Source organism: Variovorax sp. 10N420 (assembly GCF_056394705.1).
In genome coordinates this window covers 584205-609636 of the sequence record NZ_JBFTIJ010000002.1, presented here as the reverse complement: position 1 = coordinate 609636, position 25432 = coordinate 584205, and the positions used below count along the sequence as shown (strand labels likewise).

At 61.9% G+C, this 25432-nt stretch carries 26 protein-coding genes and 1 pseudogene; 19 read left to right on the top strand and 8 right to left on the bottom strand.

The features are described from left to right. Window positions 1-65: 65 nt before the first annotated feature. On the bottom strand, window positions 66-695 hold the full coding sequence (locus tag AC1DEK_RS07315; protein ID WP_478124548.1) for a class I SAM-dependent methyltransferase: 630 nt from the start codon (window positions 693-695) through the stop codon (window positions 66-68). A gap of 91 nt (window positions 696-786) precedes the next feature. Next, the gene (locus AC1DEK_RS07310; protein WP_478124547.1) at window positions 787-1539 is read right to left on the bottom strand and encodes an SDR family NAD(P)-dependent oxidoreductase; all 753 of its coding nucleotides are present in this window, start codon (window positions 1537-1539) and stop codon (window positions 787-789) included. Window positions 1540-1586: 47 nt separating this feature from the next. Here AC1DEK_RS07310 and AC1DEK_RS07305 point away from each other — a divergent pair, with 47 nt between their 5' ends. Further along, complete coding sequence (locus tag AC1DEK_RS07305; protein WP_478124546.1) at window positions 1587-2285, top strand: TetR/AcrR family transcriptional regulator; 699 nt, start codon at window positions 1587-1589, stop codon at window positions 2283-2285. A 280-nt stretch (window positions 2286-2565) separates the two neighbouring features. Here AC1DEK_RS07305 and AC1DEK_RS07300 read toward each other — a convergent pair whose 3' ends face one another. Both AC1DEK_RS07300 and AC1DEK_RS07295 read right to left on the bottom strand, forming a co-directional pair. Beyond that, window positions 2566-2691: a hypothetical protein gene (locus AC1DEK_RS07300; protein WP_478124545.1), complete on the bottom strand. Its 126-nt coding sequence runs from the start codon at window positions 2689-2691 to the stop codon at window positions 2566-2568. A gap of 22 nt (window positions 2692-2713) precedes the next feature. Then, window positions 2714-2806: pseudogene (locus tag AC1DEK_RS07295) on the bottom strand (NADP oxidoreductase coenzyme); the annotation flags it as partial. 399 nt (window positions 2807-3205) lie between these two features. On the opposite strand from AC1DEK_RS07295, the gene AC1DEK_RS07290 reads away from it, so the two are divergent. The 8 genes from AC1DEK_RS07290 to AC1DEK_RS07255 all read left to right on the top strand — a co-directional run bounded on the left by AC1DEK_RS07290 (window position 3206) and on the right by AC1DEK_RS07255 (window position 10706). Further along, the gene (locus AC1DEK_RS07290) at window positions 3206-4417 is read left to right on the top strand and encodes an MFS transporter (protein WP_478124544.1); all 1212 of its coding nucleotides are present in this window, start codon (window positions 3206-3208) and stop codon (window positions 4415-4417) included. Then, window positions 4414-5325: a dihydroorotate dehydrogenase electron transfer subunit gene (locus AC1DEK_RS07285; RefSeq protein WP_478124543.1), complete on the top strand. Its 912-nt coding sequence runs from the start codon at window positions 4414-4416 to the stop codon at window positions 5323-5325. Before AC1DEK_RS07290 ends, AC1DEK_RS07285 begins: the two co-directional genes overlap by 4 nt. After that, window positions 5318-6268, top strand: a complete 951-nt coding sequence (locus tag AC1DEK_RS07280) for a dihydroorotate dehydrogenase (RefSeq protein ID WP_478124542.1) — start codon at window positions 5318-5320, stop codon at window positions 6266-6268. The genes AC1DEK_RS07285 and AC1DEK_RS07280 overlap by 8 nt, the downstream gene beginning before the upstream one ends. Before the next feature lie 23 nt (window positions 6269-6291). Beyond that, window positions 6292-7548 (top strand): hydantoinase/carbamoylase family amidase, encoded by a 1257-nt coding sequence (locus tag AC1DEK_RS07275; protein ID WP_478124705.1) that lies wholly within the window; start codon window positions 6292-6294, stop codon window positions 7546-7548. A gap of 10 nt (window positions 7549-7558) precedes the next feature. Next, window positions 7559-8626, top strand: a complete 1068-nt coding sequence (gene pyrC, locus AC1DEK_RS07270; RefSeq protein WP_478124541.1) for a dihydroorotase — start codon at window positions 7559-7561, stop codon at window positions 8624-8626. Between the two features lie 136 nt (window positions 8627-8762). Continuing rightward, window positions 8763-9668 carry a helix-turn-helix transcriptional regulator gene (locus AC1DEK_RS07265; protein WP_478124540.1) on the top strand — a complete coding sequence of 302 codons (906 nt, stop codon included), beginning with the start codon at window positions 8763-8765 and terminating at the stop codon, window positions 9666-9668. Then, on the top strand, window positions 9622-10383 hold the full coding sequence (locus AC1DEK_RS07260; protein ID WP_478124539.1) for an orotate phosphoribosyltransferase: 762 nt from the start codon (window positions 9622-9624) through the stop codon (window positions 10381-10383). The genes AC1DEK_RS07265 and AC1DEK_RS07260 overlap by 47 nt, the downstream gene beginning before the upstream one ends. Beyond that, a complete protein-coding gene (locus tag AC1DEK_RS07255; protein ID WP_478124538.1) occupies window positions 10380-10706 on the top strand; it encodes a hypothetical protein in 327 nt (108 codons plus the stop codon). The genes AC1DEK_RS07260 and AC1DEK_RS07255 overlap by 4 nt, the downstream gene beginning before the upstream one ends. Window positions 10707-10807: 101 nt before the next feature. Here the strand turns inward: AC1DEK_RS07255 and AC1DEK_RS07250 are convergent, their stop codons facing one another. Both AC1DEK_RS07250 and AC1DEK_RS07245 read right to left on the bottom strand, forming a co-directional pair. After that, window positions 10808-11758, bottom strand: a complete 951-nt coding sequence (locus AC1DEK_RS07250) for a PDR/VanB family oxidoreductase (protein WP_478124537.1) — start codon at window positions 11756-11758, stop codon at window positions 10808-10810. A 30-nt stretch (window positions 11759-11788) separates the two neighbouring features. Next, window positions 11789-14239 (bottom strand): molybdopterin-containing oxidoreductase family protein, encoded by a 2451-nt coding sequence (locus tag AC1DEK_RS07245; RefSeq protein ID WP_478124536.1) that lies wholly within the window; start codon window positions 14237-14239, stop codon window positions 11789-11791. Between AC1DEK_RS07245 and AC1DEK_RS07240 the strand changes: the two genes are divergently transcribed. Next, window positions 14231-14896, top strand: a complete 666-nt coding sequence (locus AC1DEK_RS07240; RefSeq protein ID WP_478124535.1) for a GntR family transcriptional regulator — start codon at window positions 14231-14233, stop codon at window positions 14894-14896. The genes AC1DEK_RS07245 and AC1DEK_RS07240 overlap by 9 nt on opposite strands. A gap of 699 nt (window positions 14897-15595) precedes the next feature. On the opposite strand, the gene AC1DEK_RS07235 is transcribed toward AC1DEK_RS07240, so the two are convergent. Together AC1DEK_RS07235 and AC1DEK_RS07230 are read right to left on the bottom strand one after the other, a co-directional pair. Beyond that, window positions 15596-16441: a transporter substrate-binding domain-containing protein gene (locus AC1DEK_RS07235; protein WP_478124534.1), complete on the bottom strand. Its 846-nt coding sequence runs from the start codon at window positions 16439-16441 to the stop codon at window positions 15596-15598. 123 nt (window positions 16442-16564) lie between these two features. Beyond that, complete coding sequence (locus AC1DEK_RS07230; protein ID WP_478124533.1) at window positions 16565-17518, bottom strand: LysR substrate-binding domain-containing protein; 954 nt, start codon at window positions 17516-17518, stop codon at window positions 16565-16567. Between the two features lie 109 nt (window positions 17519-17627). On the opposite strand from AC1DEK_RS07230, the gene metC reads away from it, so the two are divergent. From metC to AC1DEK_RS07185, 9 genes are all read left to right on the top strand, one after another. Then, window positions 17628-18785, top strand: a complete 1158-nt coding sequence (metC, locus tag AC1DEK_RS07225) for a cystathionine beta-lyase (protein ID WP_478124532.1) — start codon at window positions 17628-17630, stop codon at window positions 18783-18785. 10 nt (window positions 18786-18795) lie between these two features. Continuing rightward, window positions 18796-19446, top strand: a complete 651-nt coding sequence (locus AC1DEK_RS07220; protein WP_478124531.1) for an amino acid ABC transporter permease — start codon at window positions 18796-18798, stop codon at window positions 19444-19446. Beyond that, window positions 19443-20222, top strand: a complete 780-nt coding sequence (locus AC1DEK_RS07215) for an amino acid ABC transporter ATP-binding protein (protein WP_478124530.1) — start codon at window positions 19443-19445, stop codon at window positions 20220-20222. Before AC1DEK_RS07220 ends, AC1DEK_RS07215 begins: the two co-directional genes overlap by 4 nt. A 350-nt stretch (window positions 20223-20572) precedes the next feature. After that, window positions 20573-21490 (top strand): MBL fold metallo-hydrolase, encoded by a 918-nt coding sequence (locus AC1DEK_RS07210; RefSeq protein WP_478124529.1) that lies wholly within the window; start codon window positions 20573-20575, stop codon window positions 21488-21490. Between the two features lie 124 nt (window positions 21491-21614). Next, window positions 21615-22094 carry a carboxymuconolactone decarboxylase family protein gene (locus AC1DEK_RS07205; RefSeq protein WP_478124528.1) on the top strand — a complete coding sequence of 160 codons (480 nt, stop codon included), beginning with the start codon at window positions 21615-21617 and terminating at the stop codon, window positions 22092-22094. A 38-nt stretch (window positions 22095-22132) separates the two neighbouring features. Further along, a complete protein-coding gene (locus tag AC1DEK_RS07200) occupies window positions 22133-22525 on the top strand; it encodes a hypothetical protein (protein WP_478124527.1) in 393 nt (130 codons plus the stop codon). Continuing rightward, complete coding sequence (locus AC1DEK_RS07195) at window positions 22512-23261, top strand: gluconate 2-dehydrogenase subunit 3 family protein (protein ID WP_478124526.1); 750 nt, start codon at window positions 22512-22514, stop codon at window positions 23259-23261. Before AC1DEK_RS07200 ends, AC1DEK_RS07195 begins: the two co-directional genes overlap by 14 nt. Window positions 23262-23273: 12 nt before the next feature. Next, window positions 23274-25034, top strand: a complete 1761-nt coding sequence (locus AC1DEK_RS07190; protein WP_478124525.1) for a GMC family oxidoreductase — start codon at window positions 23274-23276, stop codon at window positions 25032-25034. 10 nt (window positions 25035-25044) lie between these two features. Continuing rightward, window positions 25045-25401 (top strand): c-type cytochrome, encoded by a 357-nt coding sequence (locus AC1DEK_RS07185; protein WP_478124524.1) that lies wholly within the window; start codon window positions 25045-25047, stop codon window positions 25399-25401. Window positions 25402-25432 lie beyond the last annotated feature (31 nt).

The window sequence follows — 25432 nt, the reverse complement described above, 5'->3', positions numbered from 1 at the left end:
GCAAGGGACGAAACGCTTCTTGAGGTTCGCGTCGTTCGAGTCGCTCCCGTCGCCGCGGGTACCTGTCAGCGCTTCACGAACCGATAGGCAAAGCGATCCGTCTCGCCCTTGATCGAAGGATCGAACACCTTGATCGAGTGCCGATCGTCACTTCTGGCGAGCAGGTTGCTTTCCGCGTCCAATACGAAGCCGGCCGCCTCCACCTCCTCGCGAACGGATGCAGGCGCGATCCGATGCAGCGACTGGGCGTCGCTCGTGCCCAGCCCGGCGGCGGCGTGGTCCACGATGACGTAGTAGCCACCGGGCTTCAGCCGCTCGTAGACCGCTCGATTGAAGTGGGCCGCCGTCGCGCCCCTGGCCTGCATCAGCGCAGTGTGAAGATCGTGATAGAACAGATGCATCCAAAGAACATCCGCTTGTTGCGTGACCTTGGGCATCGCCACAAGGTCCGCCGAGACGGCTTCCACGTTCTCTCGGCCCGGCTCCGTCGCAAGCGTTCGCATGCGGCTGACCGGATCGTTCTTGAAGTGGGCGACTTCGGCGGGCACGAAACTGAAGATCCGTCCTGCGGGTCCGACGATCTCGGAGAAGAGACGAGTCCAATCGCCATCGCCTGGGTAAACGTCAATGACGATGGAGCCCGCACCGACTCGCGCGAACTGGATCAACTCTGAGAGTTTGGCTTGGTCGTACATCGGAATCTCCTTTGCGGTTGGCATACGACGAGCGCGCGGGCGTGCGAGGGGGCGGTCCACGGCGGGTCCACCGTTGATCTGCACTCTCGTATTAGACCTGCGCCATGCCTCCATCGACGGCAAGATCCACACCGGTGATGTAGGAACTCTCATCAGAGGCGAGGAACGCAACTGCAGCCGCGATTTCCTCGGGGACGCCTCTACGACCCATCGGGATCTGCGCGGTGAACTGTGCGACCGCCTGCTCTGCCTGCTCAGCGGTAAGGCCCGTTGTCGTCGCCAAGGCCGGAGTATCGATGGCTCCGGGGCTCACACAATTCACGCGGATGTGGCGGTCCTTCAATTCCAAAGTCCAACCGCGCGAGAAGTTGCGCACAGCTGCCTTGCTCGCAGCGTAAGCAGTAAATCCTGGAAGGCCTAGCACGTTTGAGACCGACGAGTTGAGGATTATCGAACCGCCGTCTTTGAAGAGGGGAAGTGCCTTCTGCACCGTAAAGAACAGCCCCTTCACATTCACGTCAAAGGTCTGGTCAAAATGCGCCTCAGTAGCTACTGCGAGCGGCGCGATTGTCCCCGCGCCTGCGTTCGCGAAAAGGACGTCGATGTGGCCGTGTTTTTCTTTCACGACGGCATAGAGCCGGTCCAGATCTTCCAAGCGCGACACGTCGCCCACCACCGTCGTAACGTTTCTCTTGATGGAGGCCGCAGCCTCCACCAGTTCTTTCTCTCGTCGCCCAGTGATCACAACGTGTGCACCTTCTTCAACGAAGCGCTTGGCTGTGGCCAAGCCAATCCCGCTGCTCCCGCCCGTGACGACTGCAACCTTACCTTCAAGTTTTTTCATGATCTTCAACCTTTCATTTGTGGTGTGACGCAACGCCGTTGCTCCGTTTGGCACGAGGCGCTGTATCATTTGGTTCACTGATCCAGATCAAGATTCATAGCATCCGAATCAGTGATCCACATATACGGATCGGTGATCCGTTTGTCAAGGAACCTATGCGAGCCGACGCCCAAAAGAATCGAACCCATCTCCTTGCGGTCGCGCTAGACGTCGTCGCCGAACAGGGTGTCAATGCGTCCATGCGCGATATCGCGCGCCGTGCCGATGTCGGTTTGGCCACACTGCTTCGTCATTTCCCGACGCGCGAGGCCTTGTTCGAAGCCTTGCTGTGCACGCATCTGGACGAGTTGACACAAAAGGCGCTCGAGCTCGAAAAGTTGAATGCGCCCGGCGAAGCGCTCGTCTCTTGGTTTGACGAATGGATGGGGTTCGCTCAGCGCTATCGAGGCGTTGTCGCCATGATGGCGGCCGCCCACACAAACCCGGAGTCCGCTCTTTATGCTGCTTGCGCCGCGGTGCACTCAGCGAGCGAGCGCCTGTTGCTTCGCGCTCAGGCCACCGGGGAGGCGCGCACCGATATGAACGGGGACGACCTGTTCGGACTGATGTCGGCGCTCGGTTGGCTTGTCGACCTGCCGGCATTCGCGAGGCGGGCCGATCATCTCTCCCACATCGTCGCAAGCGCCATCCTGCCGAATCTGCCGGGTCACGGTGTCGCAAAGCGACGTGCCAAGCCCGAGCCGTAAGGCTTCGCTGTCCGGCCCCGACGCGTCGGTCCGCGCCGCTCGCGTCATGGCCTGCGTGTCGATGTACTCGCGGATCGTGGCCAGTTTGCCGCCCCGAACCGTGATGGCGAGTACCCAGCGGTCCTCGAATGGCTTGTTCGTGGCCTTGATCTTTCCCGTCGCGACACCGATGACCAGAACACGATCGCTGTGCAAGGAATTCCGGAGGCGTGGGGTAGTTCATCTCCACTTCATCGGACGCCTTCCGAAGCACGTCCGCGATTGCCGCATGTCCGCAGTACTAGCGTCCTCGCCCGGGATGATCCACTCGATGTCGTCGGCGACCAGCCCGCGGAGCCTGCTTGTCGCCGAGGCCGATGGTGGCGAAGAAGTCCTTTACGACCTTGACGTTGTTCCGGGTGCTCATGTCGTCTTCTCCGTCAGGCTCATCAGTCGACGAGGTCCTTGAAGATCAGGCGGCCCCAGCTGTTTCCCCGTGCCTGCACGAGCAGTCCATCTTCGGAAGGCCCGCCAAGCTGGATCTATCCGCGCAGGCGTGAACGCCGTCCACGACATGCCGCCTGCGCACCACGCGCACCGGAAAAACCCTCATCCATGGTCGCGAAAAAGCAGAGAGAATTTGATCTCATTTTTGATTCTCGTATCATTTTTATTAACTTCAAATAGGCACCACGCAAGGAGCAACGAGCGCCTCTGACTGACGAGTCCCGCCGATGGACCCGAGACGAAGGAACAATCCACCGATCGAGTCATAGTTGATTCCCACTTGAACAATCTCATTTTTGATCCTAGTATCACCCTCCGCAACGGCGGCCTCTTGCGGCCCGCTGCCCTCTTCGTTCATCAATCTGCCGACGCCAACCGTTTCGCGTCGAACCAGGAGCATTGACGTGTCATCAACTTTCGACCGAACGGTGTCCATGAGACCCGATGAAGCGGTATCCGGCTACGCGTGGAAGGCACTTGCCGGGTCTGCCGTGGGCTACGCCATGGACGGCTTCGACCTCCTGATCCTGGGCTTCATGCTCACCGCGATCTCCGCGGAGCTGCACCTGACGCCCGGCCAAGCCGGTTCGCTGGTGACCTGGACGCTTATCGGCGCGGTTGCGGGCGGCATCGTCTTCGGGTCTCTCAGCGACCATTTCGGGCGCATCCGGGTGCTGACATGGACGATCGTCCTGTTCGCTGTATTCACCGGCCTTTGCGCCTTCGCGCAAGGCTACTGGGACCTGCTGCTCTACCGCACCATCGCGGGTGTCGGGCTTGGCGGCGAGTTTGGCATTGGCATGGCGCTGGCCGCAGAGGCCTGGCCAGCCAAGCATCGAGCGCGCGCGTCTTCCTATGTGGCGCTCGGCTGGCAGATCGGCGTGCTCGGGGCCGCACTGCTCACGCCGCTTTTGATGCCCCACATCGGCTGGCGTGGGATGTTCCTCGTGGGCGTGTTTCCGGCGATCGTGGCATGGATGGTGCGGAACCGGCTTCACGAGCCTGAGGTCTTCGTGCGCAAACCCAAGGCCAAAGGCTCGAAACTGAAGTCGTTCAAGCTGCTCGTAAAGGATGCTCGCACGACCCGCACGAGCCTGGGCATCGTTGTGCTCTGCACTGTCCAGAACTTCGGCTACTACGGGATCATGATCTGGATGCCAAGCTTCCTGGCCAACAAGCTCGGCTTCAACCTCACGAAATCCGGGATGTGGACCTCGGTGACCATCCTTGGGATGATGGCCGGCATCTTTGCGTTCGGGCAATTGGCCGACCGCATCGGGCGCAAGCCAAGCTTCCTGCTATTCCAGGCTGGCGCTGTGGCTATGGTCCTGGCCTATTCCCAGCTGTCGGATCCGATCTCGCTACTCTGGGTCGGGGCGATCCTCGGCATGTTTGTCAACGGAATGCTTGGCGGATACGGTGCACTCATTTCCGAGGCCTATCCCACGCAGGCGCGTGCCACAGCGCAGAACGTCCTGTTCAACATCGGCCGTGGCCTCGGAGGCTTCGGACCGGTGGTGGTTGGCGCTCTCGTCACCGCATACTCATTCCAGGTCGCCATTTCGATGCTCGCCGCGACCTACCTGCTCGCCATGATCGCCACCCTTTTCCTCATTCCAGAGCTGAAGGGCAAGGAACTCGAATGATGCTCGCACACGCCGACAACCGGTCGCTTGGGTGCGGGCTCGTGCATGCGCCTCTTTCCCCATCAAAAGGCGAATGCTTCTCGCGCAACGCGCAGACCGTTGCCTCGTATCGCTGCGAGGTCGCAGAACACCGCTGGGTGAACGAACGCTACAGGTACCTGAGGCTCACCGCGCCGGCCGACTTGCTGAGCCTTACGAAGCCAGGGCAGTTCTACCAGCTGAAGTGCCCGGTCACGAACGAACTCAGGCCCTTTCTGCTGCGCCCCATGAGCGTCTATGGCGTAGGCCCCGAGGAGGGCACGATCGAGTTCCTCTACAACGTGACCGGTCTCGGCACCCACGCGCTCGCCAGCCTGCCCGTTGGCGGCTACATGGACATCGTCGGCCCGCTGGGAAACACCTTCGTATTGGGACCGGACTTCCGGCGCATCATGGTTGTCGCACGCGGAGTCGGTCTGGCGACGATGGCACCGCTACTGCAGCAGGCATCCAAGACCGGCATCCGGATCACTGCGATTATGTCGGCGCGCACGCCCAAGGATCTGATGCGCGATGAATTCCTGCGTGGCGCCGAAGTCGACGTGCACTGCGTTTACGACTCCGATGGCAGCTCCTCGGTAGAGGCCACCGGCGTCATCATCCGTCGGCTCCTCGATGCAGAACACCATGACGCCGTTTACACCTGCGGCTCGCATCGTGTGTTGATGCTGCTGCAGCGCATTCTTGCCGACTACCCTGGCATTCGAGGCGAAGTGGCCATGGAGCAGCGCATGGCCTGCGGCATGGGCGTGTGCCTGTCATGTGTTCGGCTGTTCGATCGAAACGGCGACAAGCAATTCCTCCGCGTTTGTCGCGAAGGCCCGGTGTTTCCGATTTGCGACGTCGTCGGGGAGGTGGAGTTTGGCTAATCTGAACGTGAGGGTCGGCGAGGTCAGTCTGCGCAACCCGGTAATGCCAGCGTCAGGGTGCTTTGCCATCGAGTACGCGGAAGCACTCGATCTTAAAAAGCTCGGGGCGCTGGTGATCAAGAGCGTTTCTCCCAAGAGCCGCGCAGGCAATCCTACGCCTCGAGTGTCCGAGGCCTACAGCGGCATGCTGAATGCCATCGGAATCCCCAGCAAGGGTCTCGACCACTACCGTAAATCGGTGCTGCCGTCGTACACGCGCTTTGACACGCCGGTCGTCGTTTCGATCTCGGCGGACACTGTCGACGAGTTCGCGGATTCCGTGGCCGAGATGTCTCTGCCCGAGGTGGCCGTGATCGAGGCCAACATCTCTTGCCCGAACCTCGAGGCTGACGGCATGGCATTTGCGATGGCCCCGGAAACGACGTACAAGGTGGTGAGCGCAATCCGGCGTCGCACGCATCATCCGGTGTGGGCAAAGCTTACGCCGAACGCCGCGCACATCGGGATTGTTGCCAGGGCCGCGGAAGAGGCTGGCGCCGATGCGCTCGTGATGGGTAACACCGTGCTCGCCATGTCGATCGACGTGCGCACGCGCAAGCCCAAACTCGGCAATGTGATGGGCGGGCTGTCGGGGCCCGCCATCAAGCCGATCGCTCTGCGGATGGTGCATCAGTGCTATCGCAGCGTCCGAATCCCCATTGTCGGTTGCGGCGGAATATCGAATGCTGACGATGCCGTCGAGTTCATGCTGGCCGGTGCGAGTGCTGTGCAGGTGGGCACGGCTTCCTTCATCGATCCGGGCGTCATGCAGACCATCATCGACGGACTGGCCACCTACTGCGAGGAATCCGGCGTCACGAACATCCGCGATCTGACAGGCCAGGTCAAGCTGGACCGCCAGCTCTCAGACCGTTGGCTGCGCTTTGCGCAGCAGTCGGGCTAGATGAGGAAATGGATGAATCGATCATGAGCCTTCTTGGGCTTCGGCCTGTGGCCGAGAAACTCTTCTCGGATGTTCGCGAGTTGACCTTCGATGGGGTGGGTGTCACCCGGCAAAGCTACGGCCCTGGAGAATCGGATACCGCCGAGTACTTGTGCGCCTTCGCCGCAAGTGAGGGGCTCGAAGTGAAACCCGACAAGGCCGCGAACCTCGTGTTTCGGTGGCCTGAGACTGCATCGTCAAATGCCGTTACCTGGACCGGTTCTCACATCGATTCGGTACCCCAAGGCGGTAACTTCGACGGCTATGCCGGAGTGGTCGCGGGATTGCTGTGTCTGGTCGCTCAGAAGACGAGCGGAAAAGCCTACAAGCGGCCCCTTGAGGTTGTGGCCTTCCGGGGCGAGGAAAGTGCTTGGTTCGGTAAGGCGTACATGGGATCAGGCGCTCTCTTTGGCAAGATCAGCGAAAGGGATCTCTCCTTGAAGCAGCGCACAACGGGCGAGTCGATGGAATCCTGCATGCGCCGTTGCGGGGCTGACGTGGATGCGATCCGAGCCGGGAAGCTTCTGCTGGACAAGTCGCGCGTGAAGGCCTATGTCGAGTTGCATATCGAGCAGGGGCCCGTCATGGTCTCTCGACAACTCCCGCTCGCCGTGGTTTCCGGTATCCGCGGCAATGTGCGCCACAACCGCGTGGTGTGCCACGGCGACGCGCAGCATTCAGGCGTTGTGCCGCGCTGGCTGCGTCATGACGCCATGTTTGCAGTCGCCGACTTGATCATGCGTATCGATGAACACTGGCGCGTGCTGCTAGAGCGCGGCACCGATCTCGTCGTCACCACGGGCATCGTCGGTACTGACCCCGCCGAGCATTCGGTCTCGCGCATTCCCGGCCAAGTGAGTTTCAGCTTCGAAGCACGAAGCAAGAGCACCGACACGCTGGAGGGGTTCTATCAGCTCATGCGCGCCGAATGCACCGCTATTGAGCGCGAACGCGGGGTGCGCTTCGTGTTCGATCGCCGCCTGCTTAGCGAGCCTGCCACGATGGACACGGGGATCTGCGACGTGCTCGCGAGCGCCTGCGCGGCGCAGGACGCTGCATTCGAGGTCATTCCGAGCGGCGCGGGGCACGACGCCTCGCTGTTTGCCAACGCCGGGATCCCCAGCGGCATGCTGTTCGTACGTAACCAGAACGGCTCACACAATCCGCACGAGGCGATGGACATCGGCGACTTCATGCTCGGGGTTTGTGCAATGGACGCTGCGTTCACGCAATTGAAGTGAGTCTCACAATATGACTACACGACTGACAATTCGCCGCCCCGACGACTGGCACCTGCATCTGCGCGATGGCGCTGTGCTCGACACCGTATTGCCGTTCACGACACTGCAATTCCGACGCGCGATCGTCATGCCGAACCTCAAGGTCCCCGTGACAAGCACCGCACTCGCACGTGCCTATCGGGACCGGATCCTTGCGGCTCTCCCGAGGTCCGTCGACTTCGTGCCGCTGATGACGGCCTACCTCTGCGACAACACGCCGGCAGACGAATTACGCCGTGGCTTTGAAGAAGGTGTGCTGACCGCGGCCAAACTGTATCCCTCCGGAGCCACGACGCATTCCGAGTACGGAGTTACTTCAATTTCCAAAGTAACCAAGGTGCTTGAGACGATGCAGGCCATTGGGATGCCCCTGTTGCTCCATGGTGAGAGCACCGACCCAGACGTAGACATCTTCGACCGTGAGGCCACGTTCATCGAGTCGACGCTGCGCCCCTTGTTGCGCGCGTTCCCCGCACTCAAGGTAGTGATGGAGCACATAACGACCGAGCAGGCCGTCGATTTTGTCGCTGCCGACTCGAGCGCACGTCTGGCCGCGACGATCACGCCCCAGCATCTGATGTTCAACAGGAACGCAATCTTCACGGGGGGCATCCGGCCGCACTTCTATTGCCTGCCGGTGCTCAAGCGAGAGCGCCATCGCATGGCGCTGCGCAAAGCTGCGACATCGGGCGACATGCACTTCTTCCTAGGGACGGATTCGGCGCCGCACCTTCGCATGCTGAAAGAGGCAGGCTGCGGCTGCGCCGGGATCTTCAACGCGCCTGTCGCGCTGCAAAGCTACTGCAGTGTCTTTGACGAGGAGAACGCTTTGGAGCATCTTGAGGCGTTTGCAAGCCTGAACGGCCCCAGGTTCTATGGCTTAGCACCCAATGACGGGACGGTGACGCTGGTGCGGGTACCTTGCGACTTCCCCCAGAACGTGGCGCTCCCCGAAGGCGGGATGCTCCATCCGTTCCTTGGCGGAAATCGCTTGCCATGGACCTTGCAAGCGACGCGCGACGGAACCAATGCAGCATGACGCGGCACGCTATGACGCCCGATGCAGACGCGGTTGCAATCTTGCAGAGATCAGCACCCCGGCCGGCTTCGGTAAGGATTTCCCGTGTCGAATTTCGCCTATAGTTTCTTTTTCGATCCACGAGGTGGAAAACGAGATGGAAACGTCAAACTCGACCCTTAAATCAACGATCGACTATGTGGCGCTGGGCAACCGCTTGCGTGCTTACCGTGTCGGTGCTTCGCTCCTGGCGGAAGATGTGGCGGAGCGGCTTGGTGTCTCCCGCGCGGTCGTCTATCGGCTCGAAAAAGGAGAGATCGTCAAAATTGAAACTCTGGAGCGCTTGGCCGACTTGCTCGATACTTCCCTAGCCTCCTTGCTGGGGGTGGAGGTCGAGTACTACTCGACGGCGCTTGGCCTATTCGAGCGCATGCGCCAGCTCGAGGAGTCGTCGGATCGCATTCTTGCGCACTTCGAGCCCATCTCGCTGTTGCTGACCTCCGAAGACTACCTGCCCGTCCTGCGCCAGATGCTCATAGAGGCCTCGCCGAAGGGGTCGGGCAAGGGCCCGACTTCTGCCGACGTAGACAAGATGCTTCAAATCATGCAGGAGCGCCGCGCTTACTTCCAGCGGCGACGTCCCCACATCGTGAGCCTGATTGGGCTGCGCGAGATCGAGCGCTTTGTCGAGACGGGGCTGGTCGGCCGGATCGATCTGCCCGAGAGAGTTCGCTCTGAACGTCGGCTGGCGGCGCGCCGCGAAGTAGAACGGATCGCAGATCTGATGGAAAGCGAACCCATTGACGTGCAGATCGGCCTCATTGATGACGCCATGCCAGCCGCGACTTTTCAGGTGTTTTCCGGCCGAGAAGGTAGCGTCCTGGCCGTGAGTCCGTTCCGCCTGGGCGAGCTGCCTAATGTGCGAAACGGCATCGCGACCGTCACCGCTTCCCCCGAGGCCGTGCGAATGTATGAAGCCATGATTGGCAAGCTCTGGAAGGCCTCCTACAAAGGAAATGCCGGCGCACAGCACCTTCGAAAACTACTCGATCGAATTCACTAGCCATGGCCCCATTTCGATGACCACACCTCGCCCTTCCTCCGAGACCGGCCTAGCGGTTGCGGCTCGTCTCATCGATTCCGGCTGTGTGATATTGCGCACCGACGAACCTTTCCGGCTGCCTTCCGGGTGGGCAACACCGGTCTACATGGATTGCAGGCGGCTTATCTCCTTTACCGAAGCTCGCCGCGCTCTCGTTGGCTATGCGGTGGAGGCTCTAAAAGCCAATGGGTGCCTTGCCGAAGCCGCCTCTATCGCGGGCGGCGAGTCTAGTGGGATTGCATTGGCCGCCTGGATCGCAGACGCCCTGGATCTGCCAATGCAGTACGTCAGAAAGCGCGCAGCGGGTGCGGCCCAGATCGAAGGCGTGGTGTGGCCCGGAGAGCGTGTTGTGCTGGTCGACGACGTGATGGCCGCCGGCACATCGAAGCTCAATTTCGCGCGGGCGCTACGAGCGGCGGGCGCACAGGTCCGTGACGTGCTCGTGCTGTTCGACTACAAGGTGTTCGGCTCCGACCGGATCCTCGCAGCGACGGGACTGAAAGTGCATGCCCTGGCAACATGGCATGACATCCGGACGACAGCAATCCGCCGTGGTGACTTCACTAGCGACGCCATCGCCGAACTCAACGACTTTCTGGGGGACCCCATTGCCTGGTCGCGAGCGCACGGCGGCAAGGGTTCCATCATCGACCACACTGAGAGTAAAACGCCATGACATTCAAAGAAATCAGCGACCGATTCTCGACCGACCATTCAGGCACTGACGCTTTCAAGACCCTGTATCGCGGAGCCTTCGATCTCATGAAGGCCGACGTTCACAACGCGGGCCTCTATTTCGTCATTGGTGTTGCAGCGCAGGCTTTCGTCCAGAGGTACGAGGACCAGGGAATCACGCCTGAGTTTGCCGACAACGCGAAGGCCAGGATGTCCGCATTGACCACGAAGGTCGTCGCCGCACTCGATGCAGAACCGGCGCAGCGCCTGCTCATGCTCGGCGAGGTCGCGACGGAGTACGAGTGGGACATCTCTATTTTCTGATCGCGTCGACCTATCCTGCGAAGAGGGCCACATTCGCTCTTGTCCTCGTGCCACCCGAGTGGACAAGTACTGACTAGCGCGAATTGGCCCCCCAAAGCACTTCACAGATTCAGGACGAGCCGCGCGGAACAGCTCCGCGAAACGCAAGGGAGAATCCGCGCCCCCGCCGTCTTCTCGTCCGCAGTGAGGTACGAGTCTCGATGCTCAGGCGTCCCTTCTAGCACCTCGGTCATGCATGTCCCACAATGGCCTTCTTCGCAAGACGTCTCGATGTGCACCCCGTTGGCACGAAGCACGGCAACGATGCTTTCCCCCGGCTGCACTTGAGCGGAGACCCCGGATGCGGCTGCGTGGACTTCGAAGGCGATTTCGGGCGCCGGGCCGGCCGTCAATGTCGAACCTGCGCCGAAATATTCGAACCTGACCTGCTCTGCAGGCCAACTCGATGCCGCTTGCCGCACGAGTTCCATGAAGGGGCGAGGTCCGCAGAGGTAGAGATACTTTCGCGAAGATGGATCTCCCACGATGGAAGCCAGCAACTCGGGAAGTGCGTCTGGCTCACAGCCAAGGTGGTAGCTGACCGAAGACGCCAGAACTGAGTTCTGCAGGTGCCGGCGGAAAGCGACATGCTCTTCTGACTGCGCGAAGTAGTGAAGTTCGAAGGTCTTCCCGCAACCGCTGAGATAGCTAGCCATGGCAAGCAGCGGTGTGATCCCGATGCCCCCCGCGACGAGGATGAAACGCTCGCCATTCTCAGCGAGCGGGAAGTGATTCCTCGGTGGTCCAATTGAGAGGAAGTCACCCTCCTTCACTTCGGCGTGCATGAAGATGGAACCACCGCGCGATCGTGGATCGCGCTTCACGCCGACAACGTAGCAGCTGTCGTTGTACGGCGTGCACAGCGAGTATTGACGGATCTCTCCGCTGCCGACTTCGACGTCAATGTGGGCGCCTGGCTCATAGCGAGGAAGCGCACCGACATCGGTGGAGACGAGCTCGAAGGAATAAATGTCGGTCGCTTCGAGTGCTTTGCGTTGGACTTTGACTTGCATGACTCAGTTGCTGGAAGTGATTCGAATGGACTAGCCTGGCTCGACCTCAGGCGCGACGTCGCAGATGTAAGACCTGTGGGGAGCTGATCCACTGATCGGGTCGAGGTCGCTGTCATCGATGAGCATGTTGAAATTTGAACCCTGGTCTGACAGCGGCGCATGCGCGGGTAGGCCTAGCTGTTCATTGCCCTGCCACCATCCGTATTGCGCGCAGACGACACGGGAGTCAAGGCTTGGGTCCAGAGACGCTTTGAAGCGGACAGAGCCGCTCGGAGAGCGCACCCGGACCCACGTTCCCGGTCTGATTCCGCGTGCAGCTGCTGTGGCGGGGTTCATCGACACGAGCGGCTCCGGCGCTTTGCTGCGAAGGGATGCGACCTGTCTATGCTGGCTGTGGCAGTACTGGGGCAGCTTGGCCGAGGTCAGGACAAGCGGGAAATCTGAGATGTCTTGCCGAAGTCGGAGCTTCGGCAGCGGCTGAACATATATTGGAAGTGGCGAATAGCCGTGTCGGTGCAGGAGCGCCGAATAGATCTCAACCTTGCCGGTGTCAGTGGCAAACCGAAATCCCTCTTCGAGGTGCTTCTGGTAGTGCGTCGTGAGTGGATAGCGAATGCCATCGGGGCGCTCCTTCAACGCCTCCAGGGTGATGTCCAAAGGCTCGAGCATGTATCGCAGGCCGGCATCGATGTCTCCGTCCCAAAACTTGTCCGCCAGGCCGAGCCGTTTCGCAAGCTCGAAAACGACCCAGGTATCCGACCGGCTCTCGCCGGCCGGTGCCACCATCTGCGGTCGCAACTGGATGAGTTCCTCTGCGTCCTGACTCACCTCGAATCCGATGCGCAATGCCTCACGTTCCCAGGGCGTACTTATGGGCAATACAACATCCGCATAGTGCGCCGTGGGCGTCAACGTCACGTCGGCGTGAACGAAGAAGGCGAGTCGACCAAGTGCTTCGGCGCCGCGCAGCGGATTCGCGTGCGCCATTAGAAGGTTGGCGCCAAACCCGACCACACCGCGAATCGGATAGGGCTTCTGGTCGAGAATTGCGCGATAAAGTCCATCGCTGCCGATGCATCCTTGTGCGGCCGGTCCAAGAGGAAGATCGTCGATGCCGACGCACTTTGCGAGCTGCTCTTTTGAGATCAGCTCTTTGCCCGAAGCCTTCCGCGCCGGCGGGTGCGCGAAGTCGACGTTGCCGCCTGCAGCATCGAAGCTACCGGTCAATGCATACAGAAGCGCGATGGCTCGGTCGGTCTGCGTCGCATTGGTGTGCTGGCCCACGCCCGACCACGCGTAATAGCTGACCGGGCGATTGGAGAACAGCAGTTGTGCCGTATCGCGAATCTGTTGGGCAGGTACCCAGCAAAGTTCCTCAGCTCGCTCTGGCGGCATGCTGTTGCACAGATCGGCATAGAGCGAGAAGGCAGGCTGACATTTGACAAGACCGGCCAGCGTATTCACGTCCCTCGCGCCGAAAAGCGCAAGGACGCCATTGTGCGGCGCATACTTTCCCGTGCCGAGGTCGTAGGGAACGATTGATCCGCCGCTTTCGTCGAAAGCCACAAGCCGTCCCGACGCAACGCCCGTAATGTCTGCTTCCCGAAGGAACTCGCCTGAGTCCTCCCGCACCAGCAGCGGGCCATTGGAGAAGCGACGGATGAAGTCTACGTCGTACCAGTCGTTGCGGATCATCTCCCCGGCGATGGCCAGCGCTAGCGCCCCGTCAGTGCCCGGCTGCACGCGAAGCCATTGGTGCGCGCGCATGGCAAACCCCGCCTTGCGCGGGTCGACAACGATGAGCTTCGCACCGCGCGCAAACGCCTCTGTCACACCCGTTGCGTGGTCCAGCCAGGTTGCGGACGGGTTGTGGCCCCAGAGCAGGACACATTTCGTGTTCGAGAATTCGGGCGAGCTGATCCCTCGGCCGAAGGTGAACCCGTGCGCGACGTCCTTGTGCCAGTTGCAGATCTCGGTACCGCGGCAGAGGTTCGGGCTACCGAACGCATTGACGAGCCGTTCGATCCAAGTGATTCCATCGGACAAGGGAGAACCGCTCGGCGATGTGATCGCAAAGGAAACGGACTCTGATCCACTTTCTTCCCTGATGCGTCCGATCTGTTGCGCGACCAAGTCCAGGGCTTCGTCCCACGAGGCGCGTCGCCAGCCGGGATCGCCGCCGTCTTTCGGGGTTGTACGTATCAAAGGATGAAGCAGTCGCTGCGCATTGGCCACCAGTTCGGGCGCGGCTCGGCCTTTGACGCAGAGCGCCTTGCCGGTCGGGTGGCTGGGGTTCGCCTCCTGCGCAATCAGCACGCCGTTTTCGACGACGCTGATGGATCCGCACCGGGAGCGACAGAGGGCACAGAAGCCTGGGATCTTTTCAGCCATAGTCCTAAGGCGGGAACGGCCGCCGTCCCCGTATAATATATTAAAGATTTGTAGTATATATACTTCAGAAAAAGACACAACATGAAGCAAGGCAACTCGCAAGTGGGCGCGGGATCTGTTTACGAGGCGCTCAGGTCAGAGATCGCGACGGCCAAGCTCGAGCCCGGGGCGGCGTTGAAGCAAGACCACATCGCTGCGCGCTTTGGCGTCAGCCATGTTCCGGTTCGCGAGGCGCTGTCTCGATTGGTCGCAGGAGGACTTGCGACAGCCAAGCTAAACAAAGGCACTTCTGTTGCCTCCCTGAGTGCAGCGCAGGCTGTCGAGCTCATTGAACTGCGGTGGCTCCTGGAGGGACGCCTCATCGAGCTTGCGGTGCCGAACCTCTCACGCGCAGATATTGGTCGGGCAGCCGAGCTGCTGGATCAGCTAAGCAAAGCAAAGGAAGTTGAAGACGTAGTCCGCCTGAATGAGGCTTTCCATACGGGCTTGTATATCAAGGCCGATCGCCCGTTGTTGCTGCAATCGGTGGACTCCGCGCGACTAAATCTTGGTCGCTATCTTCACCTTCCCTGGAGATCAAGAATGAACGTTGATCGGTCGGAGGTTGAACACAAGAAGTTGTTGCGTTTATGCCTTGCCGGCGACACGAGCGGAGCAAAAGCACTTGTGACTGACCACGTCATGGGCACCGGACGCCTGATCCTGGAGATCATTGGCCGCGGTCCCGCCCAGCGCGATGTGCAATAGCATTGGTATGGTCGAATGGCAATAATCGGTGTCATGAGGTCTGGCTCTTATGAGTGGCCAGAGTGGGCAACGCCTCGTGAGATGTGGATTGCAGAGAGCGGACACGATCTGTTGACTAGCGCAGGCTCAGGAGCAATGACGTCGGTGGCACGCGCATTCTGCAGCGTCACTGGGCGCAAAGGCAGGTCTATCAGCATAGTCCCCACCCGCAAAGACTTGGGGGGAGAGTTCATTCCACTACCGGGTACCCGAACCGCTTCATCAACCTTCCAATCGTGACGCCATTGCCCCGCAAGGAGTCAAGCCACTCTATGGATCGCCTGACTCGCACCTGTGCGAATATCCTTGGCAGCGATCTGATGGTTGCGTTGCCAGGCGGCTCTGGGACAAAAGATGAGGCTTCTTTGTGTTGCCGCTTCCGCAAGCCTCTGCTGTACTTCGGTCCTACGTCCGCCTTCGACGGGTTCTCAACGTGCGCGCGCGGTGATCCCGTCTTGAGCTGCGGCCCTGCGTCCATGACGATGGTGTCCACCAAGGATTCAGGTGTGGGCGGGCGCTGTAGGAAACTGAAATCTTCCCTGAGTCAAACCACTGAAAAATCGCTTGATCCAAGCGCAGCGCTTCCCTGTGGATCACTGAAGACTTCGAAGCGTTCCTACAGTAGCCCTATTGCCACAGCGAAGCTCCATTGAGCGGCTTTCACGGTCGCTCCGCCTTCGCGATCTCAACGGACATCTGGTAGCTCACGCCCAACCATCGGTTCGACAGCCGATCGATGGTGCCATCAGCGCGCATGTCCTTCACGGCCTTGCTCACGGCTTCACGCAAGGCTGGCTGATTCTTAGCCATGGCTGCGGCCGAGAGTTGGTAGGTGAGGATCGGGCCGACCTCCTTGATTGGCAGCTTGTTCACGGTGGCGTACTTCATGCCCCCGAAATGCGAACTGATGAGCGCATCGACGCGGCCGATGGCGAGGTCGTTGAACACGAGTCCACCGTTGTCGTAGGTGACGATCTCGGACCCCAGCAGATTTTCGCGAGACCACGATTCGTTGCTGGTGCCGGCGGTCACGCCAATGCGCTTGCCCTTCAGGTCAGGCCGGTCCTTGATGTCGTTGTTGGCATTGCGCACGAAGATTCGAAAATCCTCCAGGCCATATGCCGCGCTGAAATCGACCTGTTTCTCGCGCTCGACCGTCGGCGTGAGGTCGTTCATCACGAGGTCGTACTTGCCGGCCTTGAGCCCCTCGACGAAGTTCTTGAAAAGGTCGGCCACAAACTCGACCCGGGCCACGCCGATGCGCTTGGCCACTTCCTTCGCCACTTCGACGTCGTATCCCGCGGGCTGGTTCTTGTCGTCCAGCATGCTCCAGGGCGGGCTGGCCTGTGTGTTCGCGATCCGGATCACGCCCGCTGCTCTCGCACTCGCGAGAATGTCACGCGGTTGCTGTTGTGCCCAGGTGGGCGCGGCCAGCACCGTGGCCATCGCCGAAGCGGCAACCAGTGTGCAGAGCAGTCTTCGCTGCAGGGGGCGTGTTCGATTCATGTCGCGGTCCAGAGTTGTAGGTCGATTCGATGGGCGCCATCTTGTCGCGCCGCACCGCCCTGCCGCAATCCGGCGCCGCTAGTTGGTCGATAAGCTGGACTTATGCACCAATCAGGGAAACTACTATCCCCTTTTGGGTGCCCTCGTGATCGCAGAGACCGGGGAGCGGCCGAGGACCTCGCGCAATCGCTTGAAGTCCGTATCCAGCTGGATGCGCATGACGCGCAGCAGATCTTTTGCGTTGTCCGACAGCGGCATGCCGGGCCGGAACACAAGCAGCGAGGTCGCGGGAATGTCGAAGGCCATCGGCTTGAGCAGCAGGCCGCGCGAGAAGTAGTCGAGGGCCATGACAGGGTGCGCCATTCCCATGCCGACACCGTTCAGCGCGAACTCGCACACCGAGTTCGAGTAAGGCGTCTCGATCACAGGCCGCAGGACCTTGCCCTGCGCCGCCAACGCCTCCTCCAATGCGCGTCGTCCCACGTCTTCGGGATTAAGTGCGATGAACGGGTGGGCCGCCAGATCGTTGGCGTCGAGCACTTTTTTCCTGGCCAGCGGATGCTGCGCGTTCATGACGATGACGCCGCACACCGATGCGAAGGGCGAGTGCTCGAGGCCCGTCACCGACAACTCTTCCGCCATGAGGCCGAAGTCGAGTTGTCCGGCGGACACCTGCTGGTAGACCTCGCGCGAACTCATGACCTGGAACGACAGCTGGATCTGCCGCTTGTCGAGCCCGAACGCCGCGATGGCGCGCGGCATGAAGCCGGTGCCCAGCGCCGGGAGCGAGCCGATGGCCAGACGTCCGAGCCCGAACGACTTGAGACTGCGGATGCGGTGCTCGATGATTTCCAGGCCGGTGAAGTAGCGGTCCACCTCCACCATCAGCGCCACGGCCTCCTGTGTAGGCACGAGCCGCCCCCGCACGCGCTCGAACAGGCGCAGCTCACAGGCCTGCTCGAACTTGCGCAACGACTGGCTCACCGCCGGTTGCGAAACGCCCAGCAGGTTCGCAGCCTGGCTGGTGGTGCCGGCGCGCATCACCGCGCGAAAGACCTCGATGTCGCGCTTTTCCATCCATAACCTCCGTTTATCGAGCGAGTAATCCACGCTCTTGAGTTGATCGAACGCCTGACAAATACTCCAGCGCACCCGCCAACACACCTAATCTGGACGAATAGCATAGATGCAATCAATTGCCACAACTAATGACCAGTTCGAGAGCCTGTCGCCGCCCGTGATGCGCGCATCGACGGTCGTCTTCAAGACCTTCGAGGACTTCGTCCAACGCAAAAGTCGGCAGCCCGACGGCTTCAGCTACGGCATCACCGGCACGCCGACGGCGCGAGGCCTCGAGAGGAAGATCGCGGCACTCGAGGGCGGGCGACATTGCGTCGTCACGCCCTCGGGGCAATCGGCGCTGATGACCACCGTCATGGGCTTCGTGCGCGGCGGAGACCACTTGCTGGTGTCGGCCGCGTGCTACGGCGCGCTCAAGGCCTTCGCGCTGAAGTGGCTCGCGCAAATGGATGTGGAGGTGGAGTTCTATCCGCCCGCCATCGGCGCGGAAATCGAATCGCTGATTCGTCCAAACACTCGCATGATCTGCATGGAGTCGCCCGGCACCGTGACCATGGAAATGCAGGACACGCCCGCCATCGCAGCGGTGGCGCGCCGGCGCGGCGTGCTCACGATGATGGACAACACCTGGGCCAGCCCGCTGGGTTTCAGGCCGCTGGATCACGGCGTGGACTTCAGCATCGAGGCCGCCACCAAGTTCCTCGGCGGCCACTCCGACCTGCTGATGGGCAGCATCAGCATGAACGACCATGCGCACTACGATGTGCTGCGCGAGACGCAAAGCATCCTCGGCCAGCAAGTGAGCCCGGACGACTGTTTCCTCGTGCTGCGCGGGCTGGAGACCCTCAAGCTGCGGCTCGAAGCCCAGAGCGCATCCACTCTGCGCGTGGCGCGGTGGCTGGCCGATCAACCCGAGGTTGAGCGGCTGCTCTACCCACCGCTTGAACCGGACCCCGGCCATGCCTTATGGAAGCGCGACTTCCGTACCAACGGCTGCCTGTTCTCCCTGGTGCTCAAGCCCGGACCCGAGCGTGCCTTCCATGGCTTCTTTGATTCGCTGAAGCAGTTCGTCATCGGCGCGAGCTGGGGCGGCGTGCACAGCCTGGCGGCCTACTATCCCGCGACATTGCAGGCCGAGCGCGTGTTCCCTGCCACCGACCAGCCGGTGATCCGACTCTCGATCGGCCTGGAAGACACCGACGACCTCATCGCAGACCTGGAGGCCGGCCTGGCGGGCTACAGCGCGCTGTTGCCTACCCGCTGAGGAGGACAAGATGCTCGACCTGTTCCTCAGGGCATTGCCCTTGCTCGAGAAGGCGGTGCTGGTCACCCTCGGCCTCGGGCTGTCTGCATTCTTCTGCGGCTGCGTGCTGGGGCTACTGGTGGCACTGGCGCGGATCTCTCCGTTTCGGCCGTTGCGCTGGTTCGCCTTTTCCTACGTGTCGATCTTTCGCGGCACGCCGCTTCTGATACAGATCCTGCTGATTTACTTCGGCCTGCCGAGCTACGGCATCGTGATCTCTCCGATTCCCTCTGCGCTGCTCGCGCTGAGCCTGTTCGCCGCGGCCTACCTCAGTGAGAACTTCCGTTCCGGGATCATGGCCGTGGAGAAGGGACAGTGGGAGGCTGCGTGGGCCATGGGCATGGGCTACTGGAAGACGCTGTTTCGCATCGTGCTGCCGCAGGCCTTCCGCATCGCGCTGCCCCCGGTGGGCAGCCGGCTCATCGGGCTCATGAAGGACACGTCCCTCGCATCGACCGTCACGGTGGTGGAGCTCACCCGTGTGGCCGAGCAGTTGGGCGCCACGACCTTTCGCTACATGGAGATGTTCCTCATCGTCGGAGCCATCTACTGGTTCATCAACCAGGTGCTCACCATCCTGCAGACCTGGCTCGAAAACCACCTCTCGAAGCGCTACACATGAACACATCCTCCACTCACACCGCCCCCCCTGTGCAGGTGCAGGGCCTGGCCAAGAGCTTCGGCGCGAACCACGTGCTTCGGCAGATCGACCTCACGGTGGCACGCGGCGAAGTCGTAGTCATCATGGGCCCCTCGGGTTCTGGCAAGACCACGTTGATCCGCTCGCTCAACTTCCTGGAGATGCCCGACCGCGGCACCATCCGCATGTGCGGCATCGAGATCGCCAACGCGGGCCCGAAGCCCTCGGGCGACACGCGTCGCAAGATGCGTGAAATTCGCAAGAAGACAGCGATGGTGTTCCAGTCGTTCAACCTTTTCGGACACATGACGGCGGTGGAGAACGTGATCGAGGGAATGGTGTCGGTACAAGGTGTCCACAAAGCGTCAGCGCTGCCGCGCGGCCGCGACTTGCTGGCGCAGGTCGGCCTCTTGGAGAAGGCCGACGAATATCCGGGCCGCCTTTCCGGCGGCCAGAAGCAGCGCGTGGCCATCGCACGCGCCCTGGCGATGAACCCCGAAGTCATTCTCTTTGACGAGCCGACCTCCGCGCTCGACCCCGAGCTGCGCGGGGAGGTGCTCAAGGTGATGCGCGATCTTGCTGAAAAGGGCATGACGATGCTGGTTGTGACACACGAGACGCGGTTCGCCAGGGATGTCGCCGACCGCATCGTCTTCATGGAAGGCGGCGTGATCGCGGAAGACGCCTCTCCCGATCATTTCTTCGGACCGTCCGCAAGCCAGCGCTCGAGAGATTTTCTTGGCTTGATCGAAGACTGATTGCCACGCGCGGCAGGGCTGGCAGGACCCCACTGCGAAGGACATTCAAATGCCCTCGGCCTGCGCGCGTTGACTTTTCCGCAGTCAACGCCGCTTCTCCCGATCTTGCATTGCAGGTGACCTAAGACTGTCACCACCCATCCCACGAACCATGCGTTGGTGCGTATCAGGCACCACTGTGCGTCCGTTTGCGAGCCTACCGGCGCCTCCCCTGCTTCCCTACGATCAACGCCATACGGCCTTCCGCCGTGATCCGGGCCCGACAACCTTCGGTGTTGAACGGCAACTTGCTGCCAGTCACCTGGCACGTTAGGCCCGCGCAACCGGGCCGCCCTTTTGGAGATTCCGTCATGTCCCCCACAGATGACATCTTGCAACCAACGAGCGAGAAACCCAAAGATCTGGTGCCCTCCCGTTACGCGCTGCGCATCGGCGATATCGACGCGCTGGTGGTCAGCGATGGCGTGCTGCCGCTGCCCACCTCGACCATGGCCACCAACGCCGACCCGGCAGATCTGGCGAGCTGGCTGGACCAGATGTTCATGCCGCCCGACAAGTACGACTGGCCGCTGAACGTGATGGTGGCCCGCAGCGGGGACCAGACCATCCTGATCGACGCCGGCCTGGGTGGCCAGTTCCCGGGCTTTCCGCGCGCCGGGCAGTTCCCCCAGCGTCTGGCCGCGGCCGGCATCGAGCTCGAGTCCGTCACCGACGTGATCTTTACCCACATGCACATGGACCACGTCGGCGGGCTGCTCGTTCCCGGCATCAAGGAACGGCTGCGTCCCGACGTGCGCATCCACGTGGCCAAGGCCGAAGTCGATTTCTGGATCTCGCCCGATTTTTCCCAGACAGTGATGCCCAAGCCGGTGCCGGAGGTGCTCCGCTCGACGGCCAAGAGCTTCTACAACGAATACCGCGACCGGCTGCAGACCTTCGAGGAGCGACGCGAGGTAGCGCCGGGCGTGGTGGTTCGCCGTACCGGCGGCCACACCCCAGGGCACAGCGTGGTCGACCTGGTGTCGGGCGTTGAGCGACTGACGTTCGCCGGCGACGCCATGTTCCCGGTCGCGTTCGACCACCCTGACTGGCAGAACGGCTTCGAGCACGACCCCGAGAAAGCGGCCGAAGTTCGCATCGGACTCCTGCGCGAACTGGCGCAGACCCGCGGGCTGCTGGTGGCCGCTCACCTGCCCTTCCCCTCGCTCGGCCGAGTGGCGATCGACGGTGACATCTTTCGCTGGGTTCCGATCATCTGGGACTACTGAACACAGCCTGCGGCGCGCAAGCAGGCCGCCGGCCTGATGCGCCGAATCGTCGACGCCAGGATTTTTTTCTCTCTCGCGCTCTTCGCGAACGGGTACCTCAGCCGCACTGAGGGCGGAGCCACACATGACTCATCGCCTCAACTACATCAAGCAATCGCCCGAGCTCTTCAAGAAGCTGATCGAGTTCAGCACACTCGTGGATAACGGCACCATCGAGCAAACCATTCGGGACCTCATCGCCATCCGCGCCTCGCAGATCAACGGCTGCGCGTTCTGCCTCGACATGCACATCAAGGAAGCCAAGATCCACGGCGAGCGCGAACTGCGCATTCACCATCTGGCTGCATGGCGTGAATCGACGCTGTTCGTTCCCCGCGAGCGCGCGGCCCTGGCCTGGACCGAAGTGCTGACCAAGCTGCCCGAACTCGGCGTCCCCGACGACATCTACGAGCGCGTGCGCACGCAGCTGTCGGAAAAAGAACTCTCGGACCTGACCTTCAGCGTGATGGCCATCAATGCATGGAACCGCGTGAACGTCGCGTTCCAGACCGTGCCAGGGTCGTCCGACAAGGCCTTCGGCCTGGACAAGGCAAACCTTTCCTGAGTCTTTGCCGCAAGCGTCGCCGCCTCTGGCGGTGGCGCTTGCTCTTCCTGCGCGATACACCCTTCGCGCCGAAGTCCAATGGCACCTCGGGAGCGCAGTCTCCCTTCGCCATCGATGGCCGCGCCTCGCAGACCATTGCCTTTCCCCACTTCGACTTCCTTCTCGCCACTTCGCGGCGGCGCAGCCGTGCGTTTTGGAACAGCGCGTTTTCGATCGCACTGAAGCGGTGTTACGTCGCCATTGGTGCCGCTGGCTCACTGCGGCGTTTCGCTCGACAGGGCTACCGCATCGAGCTGTCGAAATCTAGATTTGGTGCAACAGATGAAGAACGTGCGAACCCGTTTTCCCCATCGCACGCAATGCCTGTCCATCCTCCCGATGCGCCTGCACGAACTCTGCCCCACGAAGAAAGCCCCCATGTCCCTGATTGACCAAGAGTCCCCCCCGCGACGTCTATTTCTGCGCCAGATCGGCGGCGCTTCCAGCGTCGCAGCGCTTGCGGCGCCCGCACTGCTGAGCGGCCTCGGCAGCCCGCTGGCGGCGGCGCAGCCCAGCGCAGCGCAGCCGACCGACAACGCCCACCCCACGGGCTACCTGTCGCTGGGCCCGCAGGAAGCCGCCTGCGTCGAGGCCCTCGTCAACGTGATGTGCCCGGCCGATGCGATGACACCGAATGGGGTCGGCTGCGGCTTGCATCTGTACATCGATCGTCAGTTGGCCGGCGGCTGGGGGCGTGGCGACCAGCTCTATCGGCAAGGCCCTTGGCGCCCCGGCAAGCCGCAGCATGGCTACCAGTCTCCCCTCACACCCGAACAGCACTTCAAGGCCGGCCTCGCAGTGCTGCGCCGCGCGGCCGGACAACGCACGGGCGAGCCCATCGAGCAGCTCGAAGCCGCCCGGCTCGACGCCCTGCTGCAGGAGGTCGCTGCCGGCCGGATGGACGACGAGCGCTATGCGCTCGGTGCCTGGTTCAACGACTTTTTCTATCCCCTGTTCGTTCAGGCCTGCTTTGCCGACCCGATGTACGGCGGCAACCGCGACAAAGTCTTCTGGCGCGCGGTCGGCTTCCCCGGCCTGCCCGCTTTTCACGGACGCAACGTGGTTCAGTACCGCGGCCAGCCCTTTCCTGGCGCGGCCAAGCCCCAGTCGATCGATGACTTCAGCTGAAGGTCTATTCCCATGACTCACAAACTTCCCAAACGCGACGTCGTCTTCGTCGGCGGCGGCCTCACCGCCGGCCTCGCGGCGCGGCAGATGATGGATTCCGGCATCGACGTGCTGGTGCTCGAGCGCGGTGGCGATCTCGACGGCAGTGCGGCCGCCACGCTGCCCAACCAGCGTGACGAATTGCGCTGGGGCGTGCGCAACAGCCTGGTGCAGAACTGGGCCAACGAGACCTACACATTGCGTCATTCAATCAGCGAGAGCGCGCTGCCGGTGCGCCGCATGGAAGCCTTCCTTCCCGGCGAAGGCATGGGCGGCGCGGCCAATCACTGGAACGGACAGACTTGGCGTTGGGCCGAGTACGACCCGGCCCTGCGCACCCGGCTCGAATCGCGCTACGGCAAGGCGGCAATCCCGCGCGAGATGACGGTGCAGGACTGGGGCGTCAGCTACGCAGAGATGGAGCCGTACCACGACCTGTTCGAGCAGCTCTTCGGCATCGCGGGGCAGGCCGGCAATATCGGCGGGCAGCTGATAGAAGGTGGCAACCCCTTCGAGGCACCCCGAAAACGCGACTTTCCGCAGCCCCCGCTCGAGATTCTCGAGTCGGGTCGCATCTTCAAGGCGGCCGCGCAAGGCCTCGGCTACAAGCCGTTCCCCCTGCCTGCGGCCAACTCGCCACGCGCCTACACCAACCCCGATGGCGCAAGTCTCGCACCGTGTCAGTACTGCGGCCATTGCGAGCGCTTCATCTGCGAGGCCAATGCAAAGGCCAGCCCGGCAGTGCTGCTGTATCCGCTGCTGCAGAAGCGACGAAATTTCGAAATTCGACTTCACTCGCAGGTGACCGGCCTCGTCTACGACAAGCACGCCAAGCGCGTGACGGCCGTGCAGTTCATCGACCTGCAGACCGCGCAAACGTACGAGCAGCCGGCCGATGTCGTGGTGCTGTCCGGCTTCACCATGACCAACACCAAGCTGCTGCTCACGAGCGGCATCGGCCGCCCTTATGACCCGAAGACGGGCAAGGGCGTGGTCGGCAAGAACTTCTGCTACCAGGTGATGTCGTCGGTGCCGGTGTTCTTCAAGGACCGCTTCATCAATCCGTTCATGGCCTCGGGTGCCTCGCAGATGGTGGTGGACGAATTCAACGGCGACAACTTCGACCACGCAGGGCTGGGCTTTTTCGGCGGCGGCTACATCTACTCGAACGTGACCAACGGCCGCCCCATCAATGCCCGGCTCCACCCGCCCGGGACGCCGCGCTGGGGATCGGCGTGGAAACAGGCCAACGCCGACTGGTACGCACATGCCTTCAACGTCGCGGTGCACGGCAGCAACTACCCGCACAGCCAGAACTACCTCGACCTCGATCCGACGTACCGCGACGCCTACGGTTTGCCGCTGCTACGCATGACCTTCAACTTCCACGAGAACGACCACCGCATGAGCGAGTACGTCACGAACAAGGCCGCCGGGATCGCCCGCGCAATGGGTGCCACTGCAGTCGGTACACCGCTACCGCGGCAAGGCGACTTCGATACGCGTCAATACCAGACGACGCACACCACAGGCGGAACGATCATGGGCGCCGACCCTGCAACGAGCGTGGTGTCGCCGCGGCTTCAGCACTGGGATGCGCAGAACCTCTTCGTGGTTGGCGCCTCCGTCTACGCACACAACGCGGGATACAACCCCACGGGTCCGCTCGCGGCATTGGCGCTGCGCCTGGGAGACGACCTGGTGCGCTATGCAAAGCAACCGCGCATGCTTTGAAGGACCTGAAATGCGAACACTCCTGCTCACAGCCTGCGCTGCAGCTTTGATGAACCTGGCGCATGGTCAATCGTCCGTGCAGCCGCCCAAGACATGGGCGACCTGTGCGGCATGCCATACGGCGCAAGGCGCGGCCGCCATTGGGCCGCCACTGGCCGGTGTGGTGGGCCGAAAGGCCGGCTCGTCGCCGGGGTTCGGCTACAGCCGAGCCATGAAGAACGCACAGTTCACCTGGGACGAAAAATTCTTGGCGGCCTTTCTCAGCGATCCGCAGCAAGCCGTACCGGGCAACCGGATGCCCTTTGCAGGCGTTCCGGATCCTGGCGAGGTGGCGGAACTCGTCAGGTACCTGAAGACACTTCGATAGGGACGGTTGCCAAACGGCCGATGCCTTGCAC